This is a genomic window from Paraburkholderia acidiphila, assembly GCF_009789655.1.
Classification (GTDB): domain Bacteria; phylum Pseudomonadota; class Gammaproteobacteria; order Burkholderiales; family Burkholderiaceae; genus Paraburkholderia; species Paraburkholderia acidiphila.
The window spans coordinates 457,121-479,814 of sequence record NZ_CP046912.1 but is presented as its reverse complement, the minus strand read 5'-3'; the positions used below and the strand labels follow the sequence as shown (position 1 = coordinate 479,814).

The following is a 22,694-nucleotide window of genomic DNA, read 5'->3' as shown; positions in this document are numbered from 1 at the left end:
CTTGACGGCAGGGAAAGGCCAAAGCGGCCACGCATCACGAAAATACCTCAGAACGTCAGCACACTAAGAAACATGCGCTGCAACCACCCGACGGTAGTCGCATCGTTGAGCAAACCGCGCCCCACCTGCTCGATTCGCGCGTTGGCGATCTTGCCCGACTCAACGTAGTTGTCGGCTTCCACGTCGTTCGGATTGACGATTCCGGAAAGCCGCAGGCGTTGATGCTCACCGCTCATCGCAATGATTTTCTCCCCCGAGACCACCAGATTGCCCGTAGGCGTCTTGCTGATCACCGTGACGGCCAGCGTACCGGTCATGTCGCTCGAAAGCGAATGATTGCCGCTTCCGTTGAACGTAGTCGAAGCCGAGCCGATATTGAACAGGCGCGCGAGCCGTGCCGCCGCGCCGGTCGACTGATCGGCGGCGGTGGCCGTGATGTTGCTCTCGCGCTTGGCGGCGGCGCTCGTGACGTCGTTGCCGCTATACGTTTCAGACAGCCGGATGGTGAGCACGTCCCCGATTCGCTGCGCACGCGGTGTTTCGTACAGCGAGATGGCGGTGCCCGACTGGTAGATCGCGCCGCTTGTATTGACGTTCAGCAGCGGTTCCGCCAGCGGTGGCGTCATGGGCGTATTGACGATCGACTCCGGCGTCGCGCAGCCAGCGAGCGCGGCGGCGAGCGACGCGCACACCAACACGTACGGCACGCCTTTCGAGCCAGTCGTGCGGCATGCGCTTGAAATTAAGGATTCCGATTGAATGGATGGCATGGCGAAGTAGTGGGTGCGAGAGTGATTCATCGGATGTAGCGAAATCGGCGGAGCTCGACCGGGCGGCGCTCGACGGGCTTCGTCTCAGCCTTCGTCGAACTGGCTGAGCTTGAGCGTCTTCTCGCCGCCTTTGCCGCGCGGCGTGGCGGGTTTGAGCAGATACGTGAGCGTCGCGCGCTGGCTGTCGGGCAGCAGGCAGATGGTGATCGTGCTCGACGCGTTCTCCCACACGAGCAGCGGCAGCGAAGGTGCGCCGAGCACGCGCGGCGCGCCGTAGCGCGTGGCGAGCAGGTCGCGCAAATCGAACGCCGTTGTCGAATCCACGACGAACGACATTTCATACAGACGCAGCGGATCGCCGGCCGTGGCATGCGCAAAGCGCAGGATATGGTCAACCGCGGGCACACCGTCCACCACGGCTCGCGAAGGCGTCCAGCCTTGCGCCGTGTGGTGCGCCCACCGGCAAGCCACGGTGAGGCTCGTGTAGTTCCTGGCGATCATGCCAATGTCGCTGCCCGCGATGTCAGTTTCGCAAACCAGCTCACTCTCGTGCGGCGTCGCGCGCACCATGTCCGTTTGCCGCAGCGCACTCAGCGGCGTGCCGAGCGCAATGCCGCGAAACGCGAACGGCGAGTCGTCCGGCGCGGGAACGCGCGGCCGGGTGGCCGATGCTACGGGGGCTGGCCGCCTTTTTTTCGCGGGCGGTGCCGACGGTTTTGCCGCGCTCGCTGCAGGGGCTACGCTCGCGGCATTCGGCGCGCTCGCCGCTTGCGCCGGGGCAGCGGCCTTCGGCGCGACATACGCTTGCACGCGCCCTTCGAAATGCGTATCCGCATGCGCGGGGGAGAGCGGCGCGGCCAGGTATGCCGCGCTCAAAACGAAAGCGATCAGTGGCGCCCGTTTCATCGGCTGGACCTCGATCAGTCGACCGCCGCCGCACAAGCGTCGAACGGCACGGCGGCCGGGTGGCCGACCAACGGCACGATCTTCAGCGTGGCCGATGCGACCCGGCATGGAAAGGCCACCACGGCACAGCCTTCGAGCGGCAGGGCGAGGCAGGCGAGGGCAATGGCGGACGCAGCTCGCACCAGATGCGTTGACAACCGTGGTGTCAGGCACATCGGCGAGCGCTGCGTCGGCGTTTCCCGTGACGGCGAAGTGGTCATGCCGAGGTGTTGATGTTGTGGCCGAGCGGACCGACCGGCGCGGCCGGATGCAGGGTTTCCTGTTGCGGAAACGGGTTGCCGGCGGTGTTGCCCGTGGTGGCGTTCTTGGTGCTGCGGGTTTCGCCCGACGACGTCAACGAGGACGTGTGCGCGATACTGCTCGAACCGATAGGGCTGGTCATGATGGGCCTCCTTGGCGCAATGGAACAAAAAGAAGGGGCGCGCCGAGAGGGGGGAAGCGCGCCCCGCCTTACGCCGATCGGGGGGCAATCGGCGAGCGGCGAGGCAAATCTTCGCTTCCAGGGCGCTTGCATGATGCAAGAATCAGCGTGGCGTTTGGCCAATCGCTTACGAGTCCTTCCAGGGGTATACGAATGCGCAAGATTGAATGGCGGGAACGCGGCGGGAGGCCGTGGATGGCGCGACGATCTGGGGTGGGGCGCAATACGATCCTCAGGCGCGATTTGCGTGTGCCGTATTGGGATGCGAAGGCTAAGAGGGGGAATTGAGCGCGCGCGTTCCCAGGCGGCTCAAGTGAACAGCCTGGGAAGGTGAAAGGAGTGGGAAGCAGGCGGTCTCAAACGCCTTTCATGCGCTCCCAGCCGTGGCGTACCGCAGCCTTGAATCGTTCCCAGCCGCTTTCCGGGTAGCGAGACTCCCAGTCCTCGCGAGCACTCGCCTCAACCCCTTGCCAGTCGTTGCCGCGATACCGTTCGTCTTGCCCGAGCGTTGCGCCGTGCTCGTAAGCGGCCCAATATTCTTCATAGGACATGCCGGAGTTCGCGTAGTTGGCGTCATAGTCTTTGCGGACTTCCGTCTCGTATGAAGCGTCGTCGAGCGGGGTGCCCATGACAGGATCACCCACCAGGCCTCGTGTCGATGTCTGCTGTGCTCCGGCTGCATAGGCGGCCGCTTCGGGTTCGGTTGTGGTGCGCGTGGTGACCTGCTGCATGCCGCTGACCACGGGCGGCACGGCCGAAGCATACGCGGCGTGCCGTGTTTGCGCCGCCGCCTCGGGCGATGTCTCGTGCGTCTCGTACGTATTGCCGGGTGCCCGCGTCGTGCTCCCGGCGGGCGCGATGTGCGACGAAGCGGTGTGCCAGGCACGGCTGCGTTCCTCGATGTCAGCGGCCCCCGCGCTGCGCATCACTTCGCGCGCGAGATTCACCTGCATTTCGGAAACGTCGGCGCTGACGACCGATCCGCCGCGGCGAATGAATTCCCGGTAGTCCTCGGTCTCCGGCGGATACGCGCCGTGCGCGAAAAGCCGCGCGAACAAGCGTTCGAGTTGATCGAATACTGGGGTGTGTTGCCCCGCCTCGCTCGCGCCAGGCGCATACACACGCGGCCCTTTTTCCAAAGGGCTCTCGACCGACATCGAGTAAATAGCAATATCGGCTTGCGCCACGCCTGCGTCGCCGAGTGCCTTTTGCGCGGAACGTGCGCTCCCATAGCTGTCGTAGACGCCCAATACGGTTTGCCTCATGACTGTCTCCCTTCGCTTTCGATATGCGGCGGTATCGCCACGCATGGGAAGGGGGCGCAACAGTCATGCCCGAGTATCGGCACGCGCGACGCGTCGCGGGTCAATCGTGCACAACGATCTGTCACCCGATGGCGATCGGGCGGGGGCCGCAGGAGACGCACGAATCCGCACTGATGGCCGGGACCAGACAGTGCGGATTCAACAGGTCATTTCAGCGGGTCGCTCAGGGACCCGCTCAGGGACCCGCTCAGGGACCCGCGAATACATCAACTGCCCGCGATCGTGTCGACCGGCTTGAAATCGCCGTGCTGCACCTTGTAGATGGTCACGGGCGCGTCCTTGAGGTCGCCGGTCGCATCATACGAAATCGTCGAAGCCGATACGCCCTTGATCGACAGCTTGTCGAGGTATGGTCCATAGACCTTCGGATCGGTCGAGTTCGCGTTCTTCATCGCAGTGAGAAGCGCCATCGTGCCGTCGTAAGAGTAAGGCGAGTACGTGATGGGGTCTTCGCCAAAGCGCGCCTTGTAGCGCGTAGCGTAGCTGGAGAAGCCGGGCATCTTTTCCTTCGGCAGACCGCCCATGTAGACGATCGCGCCTTCGGCCGCGCTGCCGCCGATCTTCAGGAAAGTGGGCGAGCGCGACATTTCGCCGGTCACGAATGCCGCCTTGATGCCAAGCTGGCGCATCTTGCGGATCATTGGCGACGATTGCGCGTCGCCGCCGCCATAGAACACGGCGTCCGGGTTGATGCCCTTCAGATTGGTCAGGATTGCAGAGAAGTCCAGCGCCTTGTCGTTCGTGTAGTCGCGCTTCACCACCGTGCCGCCGGCGGCTTCTACTGCCTTCGCGAACTCGTCGGCAATGCCCTGGCCGTAGGCGGTGCGGTCGTCGATGATCGCAATGCGCTTGTAGTGCAGCGTCTTCACGACATAGGCGCCGACAATGCGGCCAGCCTGCGCGTCGCTCGTCAACAGGCGGAACGTCGTCTTGTAGCCGCGCGCCGTATACACCGGCGAGGTCGCCATCGAAATCTGCGGCAGGCCGGCGCGGTTGTACAGATCGGAGGCAGGAATGCTCGTGCCCGAGTTGAAGTGGCCAATGATGCCGCTCACGCCATCGTCGATCAGGCGTTGTGCCACCACGGTGCCCGTGTGCGGGTCGGCCTGGTCGTCCTGCGAGTCGAGTTCGAACGAGACGGGCTTGCCGCCGATGGTGGGATGCGTGGCGTTGAAATCGTTGATCGCCAGTTGCACGCCCTTTTGCATGTCAGTGCCATAGTTCGACTGCGCGCCCGTGAGCGGCGCGGCAAAACCAATCTTGACGACATCGGCGTGAGCGGAGGCGCATGAAAATGCCAATGCGACTGCAAGTGCGGAGTGCGTTACCTTCAAATTCACTTTTCACTTCCCCTCAGGTGCATGGTGAGCAATGCCGGACATTGCATGCTTCAGTGCCGGCCAGTGCGGTCTTTAGCTGTGCGAATACGCCTCGTGGCTTCGCGCTTGCACGAGAAGCGTGGCGGGATCGGCAATGCAGTCTAGGTAGCGAAAATAGGTACGTCTTGATCGATTAGGGTTCGACTCGTGACGATTTCGGCATAGTGGTCGCAAGTGGGCGGACCAGGGTGCGCACGGGTAGCGGCCGCGCGCAAGCCATGCGTAGAGGTGGATGGTGAGATCAGCACAGCGCGGGCACAGCGCGAGAACGCGCGCCCACAGTCGTCACGGTGCGATCGTATAGCGCAGGATCCGGTCGCGCGATTGTTCGAGCAGGCGTGTCATGGCCGCCGCTGCCGCGTCGGCTTCGCGCGCCACGATATGCCGGCGCACGGCGTCGTGCAATTCGAGATCTTCGCTCGGCTTCGCGGCCTGGCGCTGCATCATTTCCGACGACACGCGCAATGCGGCCTTGATGGCGTTGCCGATCGTGATGAACATGCCGTTCTGCGAGGCCGTGATGATGGCGAGATGAAACTCGAGATTCGCATCGGCGGCCGCGCGAATGTCGGAGGCGCCATGCTGGGCGGAATGACCGTAGGCAGTGGCCAGTTCCAGGTAACGGCGCTCGATGATCTGGAAGGTCTCTTCGTTGCCGTGGCGCGCGGCGAGAAAGCTTGCGCGCGGCTCGAAGCAGATGCGCATTTCGAAGATGTCTTCGACGATCTTCGAATCGAACTGCGCATTCAGGCGCCATGCGAGCACGTCGCGGTCGAGCAGGTTCCAGTCGGAGAAGGGCAGGACACGTGTGCCGATCTTGGGCGAAACGGCGATGAGCCGTTTGCCCGCCAACTGTTTGATCGCTTCGCGCAGCGTGGTTCGGCTCACGCCGTAGGCACTGCACAGTTCGCTTTCTACCGGCAGCGCGTCGCCGGGCGCGAATTCGCCCGAGACCACGCGCATGCCGATAATCTTGGCGATCTGCGTTGTTATATTGCCAACGATCGGTTCGCGCTCGAACATCACTTCCCCTTCATGGACGTCGTGCACAGCGTGTCCGTGCTGTGTTATCGGGCGGTCGTCACAATCACGTTCCACGAGCCCGGCTTGAGCTTCGCGCGCACGCGTTCCCCGTCGACCGACACGGCGTTGTTGACTGCCGGCGCGACCGTAGTCGGCGCCTCCACCGTGTTCACCGCTTTCATGTTGGCATGATACAACTCGAGCGCGTGATCGAGCGTGCGTTCGCGGCCGAGTCCGCGCAGCTCGACATCCAGTTCCATTTCGTCGCTCAGGTGACGATTGAGCGCGAAGATCGTTGTCGTACCCGTGGCGCGATCGTCGACGACCGCCGCGCAAAGATAGGGGATCTCCGGAAAGGTTTCCGCTTCATAGGTGGGCGAATCGACCACCGGCTTGAGCACGCGGCCATGGCCGAATTTCGAGGCCTGCGCGAACGGATGGAAGATGGTCTGCCGCCACGCACGGCCGCCCGGCTCCGTCATGATCGGCCCGATCACGTTGACGAGCTGAGCGAGACAGGCGGTTTTCACTCGGTCCGAATTGTTCATCATGGTGATGAGCGCGCCGCCCACGACCAGCGCGTCCTCGTGGTTGTAGACCTCCTCGATGAGCCGCGGCGCCTCGGGCCAGCCCGGCTTGCGCAGGTCGTTGATGGTGCGCGCCTTGTACCAGACATTCCATTCGTCGAATGAAAGCATGATGCGCTTGGACGAATGCTTGCGTGCGGCCACGCTGTCGGCCACCGAAACGATTTCCTTGATGAACAGATCCATCACCTCGATATTGCCGAAGAATTCGGCTGTCGAATCGCGGCGGTTCTCGAAGTAAGTATGTAGCGAAATGAAATCGACCTGCTCGAAGCAATGGTCGAGCACGCGGTCCTCCCATGCGCCATAGGTGGGCATTTCGTGCGTGGAGGAGCCGCACGCGGCGAGCTGGATCGTGGGGTCGACCGAGCGCATGAGCTTGGCCGTTTCGAGCGCGGCGCGCCCGTATTCTTCGGCGGTCTTGCGGCAGATTTGCCACGGGCCGTCCATTTCATTGCCGAGACACCAGAACTTGATGTCGTGGGGCTTTTCATAACCGTGCTCGCGGCGCAGGTCGGAAAGCGCCGTGCCGCCCGGATGATTGCAGTATTCGACGAAGCGGCGCGCCTCGTCGGGGCCGCGCGTGCCGAGGTTCACGCCGTACATCGGTTCGATGTCGAGCGCGCGGCACCATTCGATGAATTCGTTCGTGCCGAACTGATTGGTTTCCGTGGAGTACCACGCAAGATCGAGCCGGCGCGGGCGCTTTTCGCGCGGGCCGACGCCGTCCTCCCAGTTGTAGCCCGAGAGAAAGTTGCCACCGGGATAGCGCACGATCGTCGGGCCGAGTTCGCGCGTGAGCGCCATCACGTCCTTGCGGTAGCCGCGCTCGTCGGCGTCCGGATGGCCGGGCTCGAAAATGCCGGTATACACGCAGCGGCCCATGTGCTCGACGAAGACGCCGAAGAGGCGCCGGTCGAGTTCGGAAATGACGAAGTCGCGATCGACGATAAGGCGGGAAGCGATCATGGTGTTCCTCTATCCATCCTTTAGCGATGTGAAGTGAGGCGGTGCGCGCCGTGCAGGCGCGCGCCGCCTGGTGGCGTTATCGTGCGAGCAGGGCGTTGGTGCGTTGTTCGGCTTCCTTCTGCACGTCGGCGACAGACTTGCCGGTCGAAAGCATGTTGCTGATCTCTTCACCCACAATCTGCTGGATCGCGAACTGGCGCGGCACCGTATTCGGCAGCGCGTAACCGATCGTCGAGATCTCCTTGATCTCCGCGCGATGCGGCAGCGCGTTGAACGTGGCGCTCGTGATGATCGACTGCCGCGCGGGCAGGTGACCGGTACGCGCCCAGTCGCCGTCGTGGTCGTAAAGGAATTTGAGGAACACGAGCGCGGCGTGGCGGGTCTTTTCGTCCTTCGCGCCGCCCTTGAGCATGACCCACGAGTGGCCGTCGGCCCACACGGCCTTCTTCTGGTACAGGTCCGGGAACGGCACCACGTCGTAGCCGTTCGCAAGCGGAGAGTCGGGCTTCTTCGCAAGATTCGTGAAGTCTTCGATCATCCACGTGCCGCACATGAGCACGCCTGCCTTGCCGTTTTCGAACGCCTGGTTGGCCGCGCCGTAGTCGAGACCCGGCGTGAGCGCGCCCGTCTTCATGAGCTTGTCGTAGAGCGTGAGCGCGTTGGTGGTGGCCGGCGTGTGCATGTCGATCTTCGTCGGGCCGTTGGGGAACAGCGTGCCATTCTGCTGATAAACCCACGTGTCGAACGTGCGCGTTTGCGCGGCCGATTCATTGGCGATCGGTACTGCGAAGTAGGGCAGCCCTGTCTTGTCCTTGAACTGCTTCGCCTGCGCAAGCAGTTCGTCGGGGTTTTTCGGCAGGATGGGCTTGCCGCTGGCATCGACGAGTCCTGCCTTCTTGAACAGGTTCACGTTGATGTGCCAGAGCCACGAATGCGTGTCGAACGGCAGCGCATAGGTCTTGTCGCCAAACGTCACGGCGCGATGCGCCTGGGGCGTGAAGTCGTTCTTGTCCACGCCGACCGACTTGAAGCCGTCGTCGAGCGGTTCGACCAGATTGCGCTTCACGTAGTCGCCCAGCACGGCCTCGTGCATGACCGAGATGGTCGGCACGTCGCGGCTCAGAATGCGCGCGTCGAGCTGCGTATAGTAGGGCGCCCACTCGATGATCTGCGGCTTGACGACGATGTCTTCCTTGTTCGTCGCGTTGAACTGGTTCACGAGCGTCGTGATGATGCCGCATTCGCCCGATGCCTGGCTCACGTCGTTGACCTTGCCGTATTCGGCGTCGCAAGCACCGAAGAAGCGCGACAGCGTGATTTCCGTTTTGGCCTGGGCCGGCGCGGTCAAACTCGCCGCGAGGCCGAGCGCGGCGAGCGTGAGTACCCCGCGCACCAACGATCTTCTCATGTCTCTCTCCTGTGGAAGACCCCGCTGGCGCGCTGTTCCGGTACGGCCAGTGGATCGTTTTGTTTGTACTGCGAATGAATTAAAAACGAAGCGCGACGAAAGCGAAGCGTGACTCGGGATCGCCTACTACCGAACCGCAGTGCCGGCCACGGCCGCCACAATGTACTTCTGGAAGAACAGATACAGCACGAAGATGGGCAAGCCGGCGAAAACGGCCTGGGCCATGAGGTAGCCGATGCCCTCGGACTGCGCGAAATTCCCCTGCGTGGAGGCGAGCCCGATCGTCAGCGTGTACATCTCGGGCTTCGACGCGGACACGAGCGGCCAGAGATAGTCGTTCCACGCACTGAGAAACGTGAAGATGGCGAGCGTGGCCTGCGCTGGCAGCGAAAGCGGCAGGACGACGCGCCAGAACACCTTGAAACGCGAAGCGTTGTCGAGCAGCGCGGCCTCTTCGATCTCGATGGGTACGGCCTTGAAGTACTGCGTCATCAGATACACGCCGAACGGCGAGGCGAGACGCGGCAGAATCAGCGCGCCATAGGTGTTGTGCCAGTCGAGCGTGGCGAAAATATGATGCAGCGGAATCACGAGCGCCTGCTCGGGCACCGCGAGTCCGCACAGGCAGAGCACATAGAGATAGCGCTTGCCGGGAAACTCGGTGCGCGCGAAGCCATACCCCGCGAGCGAGGCGATGACGAGCGTGAGCAGCGTCTGCCCGATCGAAACGATGAGGCTGTTGACGAGCCACCCGCCCACCGCCGAGGTGTTGAGGATGTTCGTGTAGTTCTGCAGCGTAAAGGGCGGCGAGAAGAGCACGTCGGTGTGCTGCTCGAGAAACGCATTCGGTTTGAACGAGAGGCACAGCACCCAGACGAGCGGCGTGATCCAAAGCAGCGCGAGCACGACCACGGCGCCGAGCATCAGACGGTCGCCCATGCGGCCCGTGAGCGAGCCGCGCGAGCGCGTTTCGAAAGCGAGCGTGCTCATGCCTTCTCCTTCTTGCGCAGCAGCCAGGCCTGCGTGACCACGCCGATCAGCATCAGCGCGAACAGCACCTGCGCTGCTGCCGCGGAATAGCCGAACGACCATTGGCGGAAGCCGGTTTCGTAGATGAATTGCACGAGCGGGCGCGTGGAGTTGTTCGGGCCGCCATCGGTGAGCAACTGCGCCTGGCCGAACAACTGAAACTGCAGCACCGCTTCGATCACTGCCACGAGCGCGACGGTGCGCCAGATGGAAGGCAGCGTGATCTTCGCGAACGTGCGCCAGCGCGAGGCGCTGTCGAGCGCCGCGGCTTCGTAAAGCTCCTGCGGAATCTGCTGGAGCGCGGCGAGGAACAGCATCATCGGCAGGCCCATGATCCACCAGACCGTGACGACGGCGATGGCGGGCAGGGCGGTGGCCTCGTGCATCAGCGGAACGAATTCCGGCAAATGCAGCGTGTGGCTCATGTCGGCGAGCAGGCCGTTGCCGGGCATCATCACGAGCTTCCAGATCAGCGTGACGATTGTGACCGATAACACGGAAGACCCGAAAAAAAGCGCGCGCAGCGCGGCGCCGAAACGGCCGGGGCGGTTCAGCACCAGCGCGAGCGCAAGGCCGAGCAGCACGAAAACCGGAACAGTCAGGATGACGAAGTAGAATGTGTTGCGCAGTGCACCGCGAAAAATCGGGTCGAGCGTGAGGTCGAGATAGTTGCGGATGCCGATGAACTCGCTCGTGCCGGCGAGCAGGTCCACGCGTTGCAGGCTGAGCCACCAGCCGAGGCACAGCGGAACGATCAGCAACAGCACGTAGACGATCACGAACGGCAGCACGAACAGCGCGTTGGACCATGGCGCGCGCAGGTTGCGCCGCCGGCCTTCGCGCGTTTTCGGCAGCGGGACGGCGAGCGAGCGGTTAGAGGCCATGCCACGCCTTCCCTGTCTCGTCGAACACATGCAAGTGCGCGGCGTCGAGACTCATGCGGATCGTGTCGCCAGTCTCGATATCGAGCTCGCGCGCGCGCGGCAACTCGGCCACGAGCAATTGGCCGTTGGGCATGCTCACGTGCGCGAGCGAGCGGTCGCCAAGCCGTTCGATCACTTCGGCGCGGCCAACGAGCGGCCCCTGCGGATCCGGCAGCACGTGTTCGGCACGCACGCCCAGCGTGAGTTGGCCCGCTGGCAGGCTCGCTGTCGCAATGGCCGTGGGTGCTTGCACGCCGTCGAACGGCAGCCCGACGATCAACCGGCCGCGGTTGTCGCCCACGCGCTCGACATCGATGAAATTCATGGCCGGCGTGCCGATGAAGCCCGCGACGAAGCGCGTGGCGGGCCGTTTGTAGATCTCGAGCGGCGCGCCGATCTGCTCGATGCGCCCACGGTTCATCACCACGATGCGGGTGGCGAGCGTCATGGCTTCCACCTGGTCGTGCGTGACGAACACCATGGTGGAGTGCAGCCGCTGATGAATGCGCGCCAGTTCGAGCCGCGTGCGGGTGCGCAGCGCGGCGTCGAGGTTGGAGAGCGGCTCGTCGAACAGGAACGCTTCGGGTTCCTTGACAACGGCGCGCCCGATTGCGACGCGCTGGCGCTGGCCGCCCGAAAGCTGCGCGGGGCGGCGCTGCAGCAGCGCTCCGAGTTCGAGCATGCGCGCCGCCTCGTTGATGCGCTGGTCGACTTCGCCCGCGCTCACGCCCGTATTGCGCAGGCCGAACGCCATGTTGTCGTACACGGTCATGTGCGGGTAGAGCGCGTAGTGCTGGAACACCATCGCCACGCCGCGCTTGCCCGGCGGTTGTTCGTTCACGCGCTGCTCGCCAATGCTGATCTGGCCGTCGCTCACGGCTTCGAGCCCGGCGATCATGCGAAGCAACGTGGATTTCCCGCAGCCGGAGGGGCCGAGGAAGACAAGAAACTCACCGGATTGAATGTCGAGGTCGAGGCCGGTGATCACCTCGGTTTCGCCATACCGCTTCGTTACGCCGCTCAGTCGGATGCCCGTCACGGTGCCTCCTGTGGAGTAGTCTCGTACCGCCGCTTTTAGTGCGTTGATATTATGAAAAGAGCGGCACTCTAACCCATTCGTGTAAACACTGATGATCGGGTCTCCCAAATAATGGGTTTTATGCGAATTGCGTGAGTGGGGATTTGACGCGCAAGGGTGCGTGTCATTGGCGAAAGGAGAGAAAGCGCGAGTATATTTTTAATTATTCGGCATCCGTATTAAATAATGAATGCCGTAGATGCTCGTCGAATCGGGGCGACGGTCTGCGATTGAGTGCGATGAGACGGGGCGTGGCGTTGCCGTGCCCCGCCGAAGATCAGTCCAGCACCAGCGTACCGAGCGCAAACGCGCCGAGCGCGGCAACCGCAATGCCCACCCAGTAAGCGAGATTCCATTGCGGCAACAGGCCCTCGCGCCGCAATGCATTGACGCGGCGCTTATGCTGAACGACCGCGACCAGCAAGGCCACGGTCCCGATCACGACCATCGCGGTGCCGACCGCGCGCGGCGACCAGGTCGCACCGAAGTGGCCGACAATCGGTGCGCCCTTCTGGCTCTCCACGTATTCGAAGAACTTCGCGAGCGTGAAGCCGAAGCTGATCATCGAGAGCGCGGTGCGCAGCCACGCCATCAGCGTGCGTTCGGCGGCGAGAAAAGTGCGCTCGATGGCGAGCGAGGTGCGCGCTCGCGTTTGCAATGTACCTTCGTCGGGCTTGATGGGCGCCGACAAATCCGTGTCGGGTATGACGGCAGTTTTGTGGTCGTGAGGAGTGGGCATGGCGAGACCTTCAAGGCGTGCTGGACGAAAGCGCCGAGCGGCTGCGTTGCCATTTCACGTAAGGAATGGCCAGAATCGTGCAGAGGATCAGATAGAGCGCCAGCGTGGGCGCGAACTGCTCGCCGGGAAAGTTGACCGCGGAAATGGACAGCGCGATGGCGGGATGGCGCGAGGCGGTGGACAGCGCAAGCACGGATGCATGCTCGTGCTCCGGGCCGCCGAGCCAGTGCCCGACGAAAAGCCCCGCGAGCACGAAGGCAACGATGGCGACTACGGTCCAGTGGCCGGTGGCGGACCAGATGCCGTGCCAGGTGCCTGCCAGCAGGACGAGTATGCCCGCGAACAGCAGGACGGTGGCCACGAGGCGCACGGGCGCGCGCAGGCGCTGTGCGGCGCCCGGTGCCAGCTTCGCGACCACGAGGCCCGCCGCGAGCGGGATGATGATCATCGTCAGCACGATCTTCATGATCGCGACAGGCCCGACCGCTATCGCCTCGGCAAAGAGCCAGTTCAGGACTGCTACCGAGAGCGGCACCGTGACGATGGAAACCAGCGCAAGCACGACGAGCAAACCGAGGCCGTAGGGCGCGACGCCGCCTGCTTTCTTGTGCTTTTTGGGCAATAGCGGGGGCACCGGCGAGATGGCGAGCGCGATCAGCACGACGGCGGTTGGCTGCGGCAACTGAAGGTAATACACGCACGCGACCACGACGAGCGGCATGATGACCAGCATGGCGATGAGCGAGCGCAGAAGCAGGCCGGGCCGGCGTGCGATGTAGAGGAGGTCGTCGCGCGTTGCCTGCAAGCCGTAGGTGAAGACCGTTGCTGCAATCGCGCATTGGAGCGCGAGGAGAGTCAGGGTCTTGGCGTCCATGGATATCCTGGCACGGCGGGCCCTCGGGGGGCGTGCGGACGAACGCCCCCCGAGGGCTGCACTAATGCACTGGCGCGCGCATGCGCAATCGCACGAACGCGCGCCGCAAAGGCCGGCTAGCGGTGACCGCCGCCAGCGGCGTCCATCATCTTCTCGATCACCTGGTCCACGCCGAAGCTGGCCGCTTTCTGACGCGGCGGGAATTCCTTGAACGTCTGCAGGAATTCGGCCACGCCGCCCTGCGCGGGCACGAGGATGAAGGCGTGATCGAGCAGCCAGTCGTAGTAGGTGTTGGAAGTGATGTCGGCTCGCTCGTAGGGATCGGTCCGCAGGTTGAATATCTTCGGTACCCGCAGGGTGACGAGCGGCTCAGCCCATACTCTCAACGTGCCGGTGGAGCGCTGCTCCATGAAGACGACCTTCCAGTTGTCGAAACGTATGCACGCGAGGTCGCCGTCGTCGGTGAAATAGAAGAAGCCCTTGCGCTCCGGCTTCTTCGCCTTGCCGGTGAAGTAAGGCAACAGACTGAAGCCGTCGAGATGCACCTTGAAGTCCTTGCCGTTCGCCTTGAAGCCCTTCTTGAGCTCTTCCTTGATGTTCGGATTGCCCGCTGCTTCGACGATGGTGGGCAGCCAATCCAGATGACTCACGATCTCGTTGCATACGGTGCCCGGCTCGATCACCCCAGGCCAGCGCACGAGGCAGGGCACGCGGTACGCACCTTCCCAGTTGGAGTTCTTCTCGTTGCGAAATGGCGTCATGCCGGCGTCGGGCCAGGAGTTCATGTGCGGACCGTTGTCGGTGCTGTACATGACCATCGTGTCGTCGACAATGCCCAGCTCTTCGAGTAGCGCGAGCATCTCGCCGATATGCTTGTCGTGCTCGATCATGCAATCATGATATTCGGACTGCCAACGACCGGCCTGGCCGCGGATACGGTCCTCGATATGTGTGCGAAAGTGCATGTGCGAGGTGTTGAACCAGAGGAAGAACGGCTTGTCTTCCTTGTGCGCTTTCTGGATGAACTCCTTCGCGGCCGCGAGAAATTCGGTGTCGACCGTTTTCATCCGTTCTTTGGTGAGTGGGCCGGTGTTGTCGATCTTCTGGCCGCCCTTGCCGTCGGACCAGCAGTGCAGCACGCCGCGCGGGCCGTATTTCTTGTGAAAGTCGGGAAACTCCTTCGGATCGGGGTAGTCCGGCAGTTCCGGCTCTTCCTCGGCATTGAGGTGATAGAGGTTGCCGAAGAATTCGTCGAAGCCGTGCATCGTCGGAAGATGCTCGTCGCGGTCGCCGAAATGGTTCTTGCCGAACTGGCCGGTGCTGTAGCCAAGCTCCTTGAGCAGTTCGGGAATATTCGGATCCTCGGCGCGCATGCCGAGCGCGGCGCCAGGCATGCCGACCTTGGTCAGTCCCGTGCGCAAGCCGCACTGTCCCGTGATGAACGACGCGCGGCCTGCCGTGCAGCTTTGTTCGCCGTAGTAGTCGGTGAACACTGCGCCGGCTTCGCCGATGCTGTCGATATTGGGTGTGCGGTAGCCCATCAGCCCCTTCGTGTAGATGCTGAGATTGGACTGACCGATGTCGTCGCCCCAGAGGATCAGGAAGTTGGGTTTCTTCTTGCCCGCCATGGAACACTCCTTGTCGTAGAGCTACCGTTGACGGTAGCGGTGTGGGATTCAACCGCAAGCGCTATCGCGGACCACGCAACGAAAGCCCACATGGCACGTGGAGGTATCGACAGGCTGCGCCATTCTGGCGGCGGGCCGGTAACGCCTGCAGTAATTCGGTGCGCACAGGTACGAGCCCCCCTTCATCACCTTGCGCGGAATCTTGATCTGGGGCGCGCGGGGATCGACGCTCGCCTCGACGGTTCCGCCGCGCGGATTGTCGAGCGTGCAGCACGCCTTCACGATCTTCCCGTGGTCCTGGTACCAGTCGCTCGTCCATTCCCACACGTTGCCGGCCATGTCGTAAAGGCCGTATCCGTTGGGCGGAAACGAGCCGACCGGCGCGGTCCATTCGTAGCCGTCCTCGAGCAGGTTTTGCCACGGAAACTCGCCTTGCCACGTATTGGCCATCTGCCGGCCTTCGGGAGTGAACTCGTCGCCCCACACGAACTCCGCGCCATCCAGGCCGCCGCGCGCGGCGAATTCCCATTCGGCTTCGGTGGGCAGGTCCTTGCCTGCCCAGTGCGCGTATGCCGCGGCGTCCTCATAGGAGACGTGCACCACGGGATGATCCCCAATCCCTTCCAGCGAACTGGCCGGGCCGTGCGGATGCCGCCAGTTCGCGCCGCGCGTGTAGGCCCACCAGTTGTAGTGATTGCGCAGGTCGACGCGGCGCGGGGGCTTGGCGAACGTCACCGAGGAGGGCTCCAGCATCTCGGGTAACGCACCGGGATAATCGTCGGGGTTGGCTGGCCGCTCGGCTGAGGTGATGTACCCGGTCGCGTCGACGAATTGCCTGAACTGGTCGTTCGTCACGGCATGGCGATCTATCCAGAAGTCGCGAACGCGCACTTTGTGCGCCGGCGCTTCTTCCGGGTAGTGATGATTCGAGCCCATCAGGAACGTGCCGCCCGCAATGCGGACCATATCCGGCGATCCCGCTGGCGAGGCACGGTCGCAGGTGTCGTTGGTCGCTTCAGGTGCGGGATGGGCCATGGTCACTCGGAGCGTTGACGTACCGGCGTTCAGTATCGGAGCGGCCACACGGTTTCGCTATCGGTAGAAGGGGCAACGCGATTGCCCGCAAGGGCAAGGACACCTCAGGGGCTTCGCCCGCTGCGGCGCCCCGGCACGCGACGCTTGCCCTTTTATGCGTATTTGCTATTCCATTCGTTTTGATTCATTGCGGATATTCTCCATACCCGGCGTGACGTGTCTGATAACGTTCGTTATCGACCTTTCTGTACAGTCAGGAGTCAGAAAGCCGGGGAAATTGCTATAACGCATTGCATACGTCATGGCAGATGGAACCGGAACGGCGGGTAAGCATAAAACCCTTGCTATTTGAATACGGATCCATTTAACCAAAATGGAGTGATATTGTGAATTGCGCATCCGCCGGCTTGATTCATATCGTCGAAGACGACGAATCCATGCGTTGCGCGCTGAAAAGGCTGCTTACCAGCGCGGGCTATTCGGTTCGGGACTACGCTTCGGCCGGTGATTTCCTCGTGAGCGAACCCGACGTGCGAGGCGGTTGCCTGCTGGTCGATCTGCAACTGGGCGGCCCGAGTGGCCTCGACCTTCAGCAGGCGCTGCAGCGTCAGCCGCGCGCCCTGCCAGTCGTGTTCATGAGCGCCTATAGCGATGTCCCGAGAACCGTGCAGGCAATGAAGGCCGGCGCGGTGGATTTCCTCGTCAAGCCGTTCGATCGGCAAACATTGTTCGACGCGCTGGAAGCCGCGCTCAATGCGGGTAGGGACGCAACGCCTGCGCATCGCGCGGCGCCGCCGGAAGTGAGTCTTGGCGAGCGGGAGCGGACGGTGTTGAGAGGCATCGTCGCTGGCCGGCGCAACAAACAGATCGCAGCCGAACTGGGGCTCTCCGAGCGCACCATTAAAAGCTGTCGGGCAGAACTCATGCGCAAATTCTGCGCCGATTCGCTGGCCGAGCTATTAAGGCGCGCAGATGGGCTGTCGCTCGCCGCTTAGGGTGGAACTTAGGGTGGAATAATCGCGCCAGTCGCTTGCCGGTAACCTAATTCCATAAATCGGGCTTAAATGGCGTTGCACGCCACCGGCAATCGGTGGGAAAACATTGTCCCGCTTTTAAATGGATGGCACGAATTTCCGGTCTGCCAATTGCTGCATTGCATGAGTCGGCGTTCACGAATTTCCGGAATTAGAGGCGTAGCACTGCCACGTTTCAGCGAATAATCTCACGCCAGACCTGAACAGGAGAATAACGCTTTGCCACCCACCGCTCATGGAAGCTTGTCGATGCATGTTTGCGGACATCGGATGGCTGGCGTGTTCGCGGTGGTTGCCATGGCTCGGGCGGCGGTGCACAGGCTTGCCGAAGTGGCCGGGAAAATGGCCGCTGCGTGGCTGCTCCTTGGCGCGGCGGCCGCGCTCGCGGCGGAGCCCGCCCGCGTGGTGATCCTCGCCGGCGCAGACCCGATACAGCCGGCGGTACTGGTGCAGATCAAGGCGCTCAGAAACATACTGGAGACATCGGCTGCACACGGTGCGGAAGTGTATCTCGACGCACTCGACGGATTTCGCTTCGGCACCGACGACCTCGGGCCCGAATTTCTGGCCCTCATGAAGAAGAAGTACGCCGGTCAGCGCATCGATCTCGTGGTGGGAATGGGCAACCATGCCGCCGATTTCGCATTGAAGTATCACGCCCAGCTATGGCCCGGCGCACCCGTGCTGCTAACGAGCGTACCTGAGGAGTGGTTTGGGCGGCACGCGCTGCCACGGGGCTTCAATCGCGTGCCGTTTCGAATCGATATGACGAAAACGCTGGCGATCGCGGAGGACCTTCAACCTAATGCGCATCGGCTCGTGGTGATCGGGGGAACGACCGACACCGATTACTCGTTCATCGATCGCGTGGCTCAGCTGGCGGCGGCTCACAGCGCTCACTGGAGCACGGTCGAAACCTGGCGAGGGCTGCCACTGCACGAGCTCGAGCAGCGGCTCGCGAGCCTCGACAATCAAACGGCCGTGGTCTATACGACGATGTATCGGGACAGTGAAGGTCATCGTTTTTTCCCGTATCAAGTCGTGCCCAGCCTGGTCGCGGCTTCGCGTGCACCCGTCTACGCGTGGTATTCGACCTATCTCGATGGCGGGGTGACGGCGGGAGCCGTGTACGATTTCGAGGAAAACGCTCGCCTGACCGCGCAAGCCGCGTTGTCGATCCTGCACGCTCCGGAGCGCATCGACGGGCCGGCGTTTCCCGCGCTGCCCGCGCGGTGCACGGCGAACGTGACGCAACTGGAGCGCTTTGGCCTTTCGTCGTCGGCGCTGCCGGGCGATTGCCAGTTGATCGATTATCCCAGGTCGATCTTTCGCGAATACCGTGGCGTGGTGCTGATTGCGCTGGCGGTGCTGCTGGCCCAGACGCTTACGATCGTCGCATTGCTGGCGCAGCGCCGCAGCCGCCGGCTGGCCGAGGCCGAAGTCACCGCGCGGCGCGGCGAACTCGCGCGCGCGGCTCGCTTTGCCACGGTGGGCGAGCTGAGCGCCTCGATTGCGCATGAGGTCGGGCAGCCGCTCGGGGCGATCCTGAGCAATGCGGATGCCGCGGAACTGCTCGTCAAGGCTCCGCACCTCGATACCGACGAGCTGCGAGAAATTCTCTCCGATGTGAAGCGCGACGCCTTGAGGGCCAACGACGTCGTGCAGCGTCTGCGCAGCTTGCTGCAGAAGCAGAGTGTCGCATTCAGTCCGTTGCCGCTCGACGCCACGCTCCAATGCGCATTGAAGCTGATCGCGCCGGAAGCGAAACGCCGCAACATCGATGTGGAGGAGAATTTCGCCGCCGGCAATGCCGAGATCATGGGCGACCCGGTGCAGATCCAGCAAGTCGTGCTCAATCTCGCGATCAACGCCATGGACGCCATGCAGGACACCGGCCAGGCGAGCCGTATCCTCACGCTGAATACGCGCAGGCTTGCCGACGGCGTTGAATTCACCGTGGCCGACCGTGGCTGCGGCTGGGGCGCCGCTTCGGCGCAGCGCCTGTTCGAGCCGTTCTATACGACCAAACCGCACGGCATGGGACTCGGCCTGTCGATTGTCCGCTCGATCGTCGAGGCCCATCACGGGCGTGTCGACCTGGCGGCGCGCGAAGGCGGCGGCACAGTCTTCTCGGTATGGCTACCCTATGCCAGCGAATTGTTCGATAGGGTGCGGGGGCGCGCGGCTCACCGGCAGCCCCCAGTGACGGAGCTCGGGCGCGCCGGGAGTGCGGCCCAAAGAATCTCCTCTTGAGCCTGCCTCGCGCGCGATCCGGCGCTGCGCGGCGAAATTCAGTCCGGCAAGGCATCGTCCGCGCGCACGCGCCTCAGACCGGGGTATCGGTTTCGGGCATCAACACGTAGAGCGTGAGCATGCGGCTGAGCGCGTCGGTCATGGCCGTATCGTCGAGATGAAGGGGGCCCGGGTCGTTCAGCGCCGCGTTGACCATCGTGGCGATAACCGCCTGGAAGCCAACTGTCACCCGCATCACCGTTTCCTTGTTGCGGCGCAGTTCCGGTAAGCGGGTGAGGCGTGCCGCAATCTCTGCGACGAAGCCCCGTGCAAACTCCTTGATGGGCTGCCAGCCGTCGGCCGTATGATCGCGCCGCTGCAGCGCCGCCCGAATCATGCCGCGATGTCTCAGGTGCCACACGCGCACGCCGTCGACCACGAGACGCAAATAGTCGGCGGCAGTCGCCGGGCTGGTGCCGTGCCGATCCAGCTCCACCGTGAGCGCGTCCTGCACGCGCGCGGCGTCGTCCAGCGCGAGACGCTGGAGCGCGAGAAAAAAGGCGTCCTTGCTTTCGAAGCGGCGATAGAACGCGCCCTTCGTGAGGTTTGCCTGACTGCACAGTTCGTTGATGCTCAGCGCCTCGTAGCTGATCTCCGCAAGCAGGATCCGGCCCGCTTCCAGCAAGGCGTCGGCGGAGCGCTGGCCGCTTCGGTAGCGCGGCGCGACGAAACCGTCCCCGCTTTCCAGAGACTCGGACAACGGCTTTTCATCGTGGTGTGACATGGGAAAACCCTCGGTTGACCCGTCAAATGATACCCAATAGTATCTTTCAAAACGATACCCGTGAGTATCTTTTGTCCGCCGGGGTCAAATCACCATGGAGAGAGTCATGCACGCCACCCCCGAAAGTCCTGCGATTGTCAGTCCGGGCGCCCTCAAGACGTCGTTCAGCATCGAGCCGATGTCGCCCGTGATTGGCGCGGAGATCGGCAACATCGACCTCACGCAGCCGCTCGACGACGACCAGTACGCCGCATTGCGAGCCGCGCTGCTCAAGCACAAGTTGCTTGTGTTCCGCGATCAGGACATCAGCGCCGCACAGCAGGTCGCACTCGCGCAGCGCTTTGGCGAACTGGAAGTGCATCCGGTTTTCCCACATCACCCCGATCATCCGGAGCTCGTGATGCTCGGCGGCGACAGCAAGATCCCTGGCCGCGAGAACATCTATCACTCGGATGTGAGCTGGCGCGCGCTCCCTTCCATGGGCTCGATGCTGCGCTGTATCGAGTGCCCGAAGGTGGGCGGCGACACGATCTGGGTGAACATGGCCGAAGCGTTTGCGCGGCTGCCGGAGGCCACGCGCAACGCGCTGGAGGGTCTCATCGCCGTACACGATCTGCTGCCCGCATTCGGCACGCGCATGACGCCTGAGGAACGCGAGTCGCGCCGCGCCGCGTTTCCGCCTGTGATGCATCCGGTCGTGCGCACGCATCCGGAAACGGGCGAGCGGGTGCTGTACGTGAACGAAGCCTTCACGACGCACCTGGCGAATTTCATCGAAAAGAACGAGGTGCGCTTCGGCTTCGACTTCCGCCTCGCGGAAATGGATCTGCTGCAACACCTGTATCGCCAGGCCGCCGTGCCCGAGTATCAGGTGCGGCTGAAGTGGCGCCCCAACACGATTGCGTTCTGGGACAACCGCTCGACCCAGCACTACGCTATTCAGGACTACTTCCCGGCTCGCCGGCGCATGCTGCGCGCGACGATCATCGGTGACGCGCCGGTTTGAACGCACGCCACTGATAATTCCGGGAGACCTTTCAATGAAGCTGATCGATCAGCAATGGCGCACGCCGCACAACGCGGACGATCCTGTCGCGTCCCATCTGGCGGCGCGTTTCGAAGCACAGCGCGCGGCCTTCGCCGCCGCGCCGTATCCGACTTACGCGCAACGGCGCGCTACGTTGCAGCGCCTGCGTCATGCGTTGCGCCGTCATGCCGCCGATTGCGCGGCAGCGGCAACGACGGACTTCGGCGTGCGCGCCGCTGGCGAAACGATGCTCGTCGACTTGTTGCCTTCGCTGCTGCATATCGACCACTTGTTGCGGCATATGAAGCGCTGGATGCGGCCTTCGCGCCGCTCGCCCGAACTGTTGTTCAGCACGAATCGCGCCGCGGTCCAGTATCAGCCCAAGGGCGTGGTCGGCATCGTGGTGCCCTGGAATTTTCCGTTCTATCTCGCGCTCGGGCCGCTGGCGACAGCGCTCGCTGCGGGCAATCGCTGCCTGATCAAGACCTCGGAATACGCGAGCGCATCGTCGCGTGCGTTGCGCGCACTGCTTGCGGATGTATGCGCCCCCGATGAAGTCGATGTGATCGAGGGCGACGCGCAATGCGCGAAGCGCTTTTGCGCACTGCCGTTCGATCATCTGGTGTTCACCGGCTCGCCCGCAGTGGGCCGCGAGGTGATGCGCGCCGCCGCCGACAACTTGACGCCCGTTACGCTGGAGCTGGGCGGCAAGTCACCGGCGCTCGTTTCGCGCTCGGCCGATCTCGCGCGCGCGGCGCGCCGCATCGTTCACGGCAAGACGGTGAACGCGGGCCAGATCTGTGTTGCGCCCGACTACGCGCTGGTGCCCCGCGAATCGGTCGAAGCGTTTGCTGCTGCGGCCGCGCAGGCCTTCGAAGGGTGGGTGGGCGACGGCGCGAACTATACGTCGATGATCGATGCGCGTGCACATAGCCGCATGCTGGAGCTGATCGAAGACGCACGCGCGCTCGGCGCGAAGGTCACGGTGTGCGCTTCGCGCGCGACGGATGGGCGCCAGATTCCGCTGCACATCATCACTGGCGTGCGTCCGCAGATGCGCATTGCACGCGAGGAAATTTTCGGGCCGCTGCTGCCGGTGATCGCCTACGAAACCTTCGGCGATGCGCTCGACTACGTGCGCCGCGGCGAGCGTCCGCTTGCGCTTTACTGGTTCGGCTCCGATGCGGGCGAACGCAAACGCGTGATGCAGGAAACGCACTCGGGGGGCGTCACGCTCAACGACTGGGGATGGCATGCGATGAACCACTCGCTACCCTTCGGCGGCACCGGCATGTCGGGCATGGGTAATTACCACGGCGAAGAGGGCTTTCGCGAACTTTCGCATGCCAAGGCCGTGTTCGCCGAACATCGCTGGTTTCCGGTCGAGTTGTTTCATCCGCCCTATGGCCGCGCGGTCCAGCGTGCGGTCTTGCGCTGGTACTTCGGCGCACGCGCTTGAGCCG

General features: G+C 63.3%; 21 protein-coding genes. 4 read left to right on the top strand and 17 right to left on the bottom strand.

Annotated features, from left to right (window positions below; all coding sequences use genetic code 11):
* Nucleotides 1-47 precede the first annotated feature (47 nt).
* The 16 genes from FAZ97_RS32345 to FAZ97_RS32270 all read right to left on the bottom strand — a co-directional run bounded on the left by FAZ97_RS32345 (nt 48) and on the right by FAZ97_RS32270 (nt 16,154).
* On the bottom strand, nt 48-707 hold the full coding sequence (locus FAZ97_RS32345) for a flagellar basal body L-ring protein FlgH (RefSeq protein ID WP_407671956.1): 660 nt from the start codon (nt 705-707) through the stop codon (nt 48-50).
* Between the two features lie 147 nt (nt 708-854).
* The gene (locus FAZ97_RS32340; RefSeq protein WP_158762845.1) at nt 855-1,676 is read right to left on the bottom strand and encodes a hypothetical protein; all 822 of its coding nucleotides are present in this window, start codon (nt 1,674-1,676) and stop codon (nt 855-857) included.
* A gap of 14 nt (nt 1,677-1,690) precedes the next feature.
* Nucleotides 1,691-1,858, bottom strand: coding sequence for a DUF6726 family protein (locus FAZ97_RS32335; protein WP_158762844.1), 168 nt, complete (start codon nt 1,856-1,858; stop codon nt 1,691-1,693).
* Between the two features lie 74 nt (nt 1,859-1,932).
* The gene (locus tag FAZ97_RS32330; protein ID WP_158762843.1) at nt 1,933-2,118 is read right to left on the bottom strand and encodes a hypothetical protein; all 186 of its coding nucleotides are present in this window, start codon (nt 2,116-2,118) and stop codon (nt 1,933-1,935) included.
* A 395-nt stretch (nt 2,119-2,513) separates the two neighbouring features.
* On the bottom strand, nt 2,514-3,422 hold the full coding sequence (locus FAZ97_RS32325; protein ID WP_158762842.1) for a hypothetical protein: 909 nt from the start codon (nt 3,420-3,422) through the stop codon (nt 2,514-2,516).
* Between the two features lie 266 nt (nt 3,423-3,688).
* Nucleotides 3,689-4,822 (bottom strand): branched-chain amino acid ABC transporter substrate-binding protein, encoded by a 1,134-nt coding sequence (locus FAZ97_RS32320; RefSeq protein WP_158762841.1) that lies wholly within the window; start codon nt 4,820-4,822, stop codon nt 3,689-3,691.
* Between the two features lie 324 nt (nt 4,823-5,146).
* Nucleotides 5,147-5,911, bottom strand: coding sequence for a FadR/GntR family transcriptional regulator (locus FAZ97_RS32315; protein WP_233272001.1), 765 nt, complete (start codon nt 5,909-5,911; stop codon nt 5,147-5,149).
* A 17-nt stretch (nt 5,912-5,928) separates the two neighbouring features.
* Nucleotides 5,929-7,440: an arabinosylfuranosidase ArfA gene (arfA, locus tag FAZ97_RS32310; RefSeq protein ID WP_158762840.1), complete on the bottom strand. Its 1,512-nt coding sequence runs from the start codon at nt 7,438-7,440 to the stop codon at nt 5,929-5,931.
* A gap of 76 nt (nt 7,441-7,516) precedes the next feature.
* Nucleotides 7,517-8,848, bottom strand: coding sequence for an extracellular solute-binding protein (locus FAZ97_RS32305; RefSeq protein WP_158762839.1), 1,332 nt, complete (start codon nt 8,846-8,848; stop codon nt 7,517-7,519).
* Between the two features lie 126 nt (nt 8,849-8,974).
* On the bottom strand, nt 8,975-9,838 hold the full coding sequence (locus FAZ97_RS32300) for a carbohydrate ABC transporter permease (RefSeq protein ID WP_158762838.1): 864 nt from the start codon (nt 9,836-9,838) through the stop codon (nt 8,975-8,977).
* Complete coding sequence (locus FAZ97_RS32295; RefSeq protein WP_158762837.1) at nt 9,835-10,761, bottom strand: carbohydrate ABC transporter permease; 927 nt, start codon at nt 10,759-10,761, stop codon at nt 9,835-9,837. Before FAZ97_RS32295 ends, FAZ97_RS32300 begins: the two co-directional genes overlap by 4 nt.
* Nucleotides 10,751-11,839 carry an ABC transporter ATP-binding protein gene (locus tag FAZ97_RS32290; RefSeq protein ID WP_158762836.1) on the bottom strand — a complete coding sequence of 363 codons (1,089 nt, stop codon included), beginning with the start codon at nt 11,837-11,839 and terminating at the stop codon, nt 10,751-10,753. The genes FAZ97_RS32295 and FAZ97_RS32290 overlap by 11 nt, the downstream gene beginning before the upstream one ends.
* Before the next feature lie 316 nt (nt 11,840-12,155).
* Nucleotides 12,156-12,617: a YidH family protein gene (locus FAZ97_RS32285; RefSeq protein ID WP_158762835.1), complete on the bottom strand. Its 462-nt coding sequence runs from the start codon at nt 12,615-12,617 to the stop codon at nt 12,156-12,158.
* A gap of 10 nt (nt 12,618-12,627) precedes the next feature.
* Complete coding sequence (locus tag FAZ97_RS32280) at nt 12,628-13,491, bottom strand: bile acid:sodium symporter family protein (RefSeq protein ID WP_158762834.1); 864 nt, start codon at nt 13,489-13,491, stop codon at nt 12,628-12,630.
* Nucleotides 13,492-13,607: 116 nt separating this feature from the next.
* Entirely contained in the window at nt 13,608-15,119 is a 1,512-nt protein-coding gene (locus FAZ97_RS32275) for an arylsulfatase (RefSeq protein WP_158762833.1), read from the bottom strand.
* A 48-nt stretch (nt 15,120-15,167) separates the two neighbouring features.
* A complete protein-coding gene (locus tag FAZ97_RS32270) occupies nt 15,168-16,154 on the bottom strand; it encodes a formylglycine-generating enzyme family protein (protein WP_199272231.1) in 987 nt (328 codons plus the stop codon).
* A 407-nt stretch (nt 16,155-16,561) separates the two neighbouring features.
* Between FAZ97_RS32270 and FAZ97_RS32265 the strand changes: the two genes are divergently transcribed.
* Nucleotides 16,562-17,149, top strand: coding sequence for a response regulator transcription factor (locus tag FAZ97_RS32265; RefSeq protein ID WP_233272000.1), 588 nt, complete (start codon nt 16,562-16,564; stop codon nt 17,147-17,149).
* Between the two features lie 309 nt (nt 17,150-17,458).
* Nucleotides 17,459-19,441 (top strand): ATP-binding protein, encoded by a 1,983-nt coding sequence (locus tag FAZ97_RS32260; RefSeq protein ID WP_158762832.1) that lies wholly within the window; start codon nt 17,459-17,461, stop codon nt 19,439-19,441.
* Between the two features lie 73 nt (nt 19,442-19,514).
* On the opposite strand, the gene FAZ97_RS32255 is transcribed toward FAZ97_RS32260, so the two are convergent.
* Nucleotides 19,515-20,204, bottom strand: coding sequence for a TetR/AcrR family transcriptional regulator (locus FAZ97_RS32255; protein ID WP_158762831.1), 690 nt, complete (start codon nt 20,202-20,204; stop codon nt 19,515-19,517).
* 106 nt (nt 20,205-20,310) lie between these two features.
* Between FAZ97_RS32255 and FAZ97_RS32250 the strand changes: the two genes are divergently transcribed.
* Together FAZ97_RS32250 and FAZ97_RS32245 are read left to right on the top strand one after the other, a co-directional pair.
* A complete protein-coding gene (locus FAZ97_RS32250) occupies nt 20,311-21,210 on the top strand; it encodes a TauD/TfdA dioxygenase family protein (protein WP_158762830.1) in 900 nt (299 codons plus the stop codon).
* Nucleotides 21,211-21,244: 34 nt separating this feature from the next.
* The gene (locus tag FAZ97_RS32245; protein WP_158762829.1) at nt 21,245-22,690 is read left to right on the top strand and encodes an aldehyde dehydrogenase family protein; all 1,446 of its coding nucleotides are present in this window, start codon (nt 21,245-21,247) and stop codon (nt 22,688-22,690) included.
* Nucleotides 22,691-22,694 lie beyond the last annotated feature (4 nt).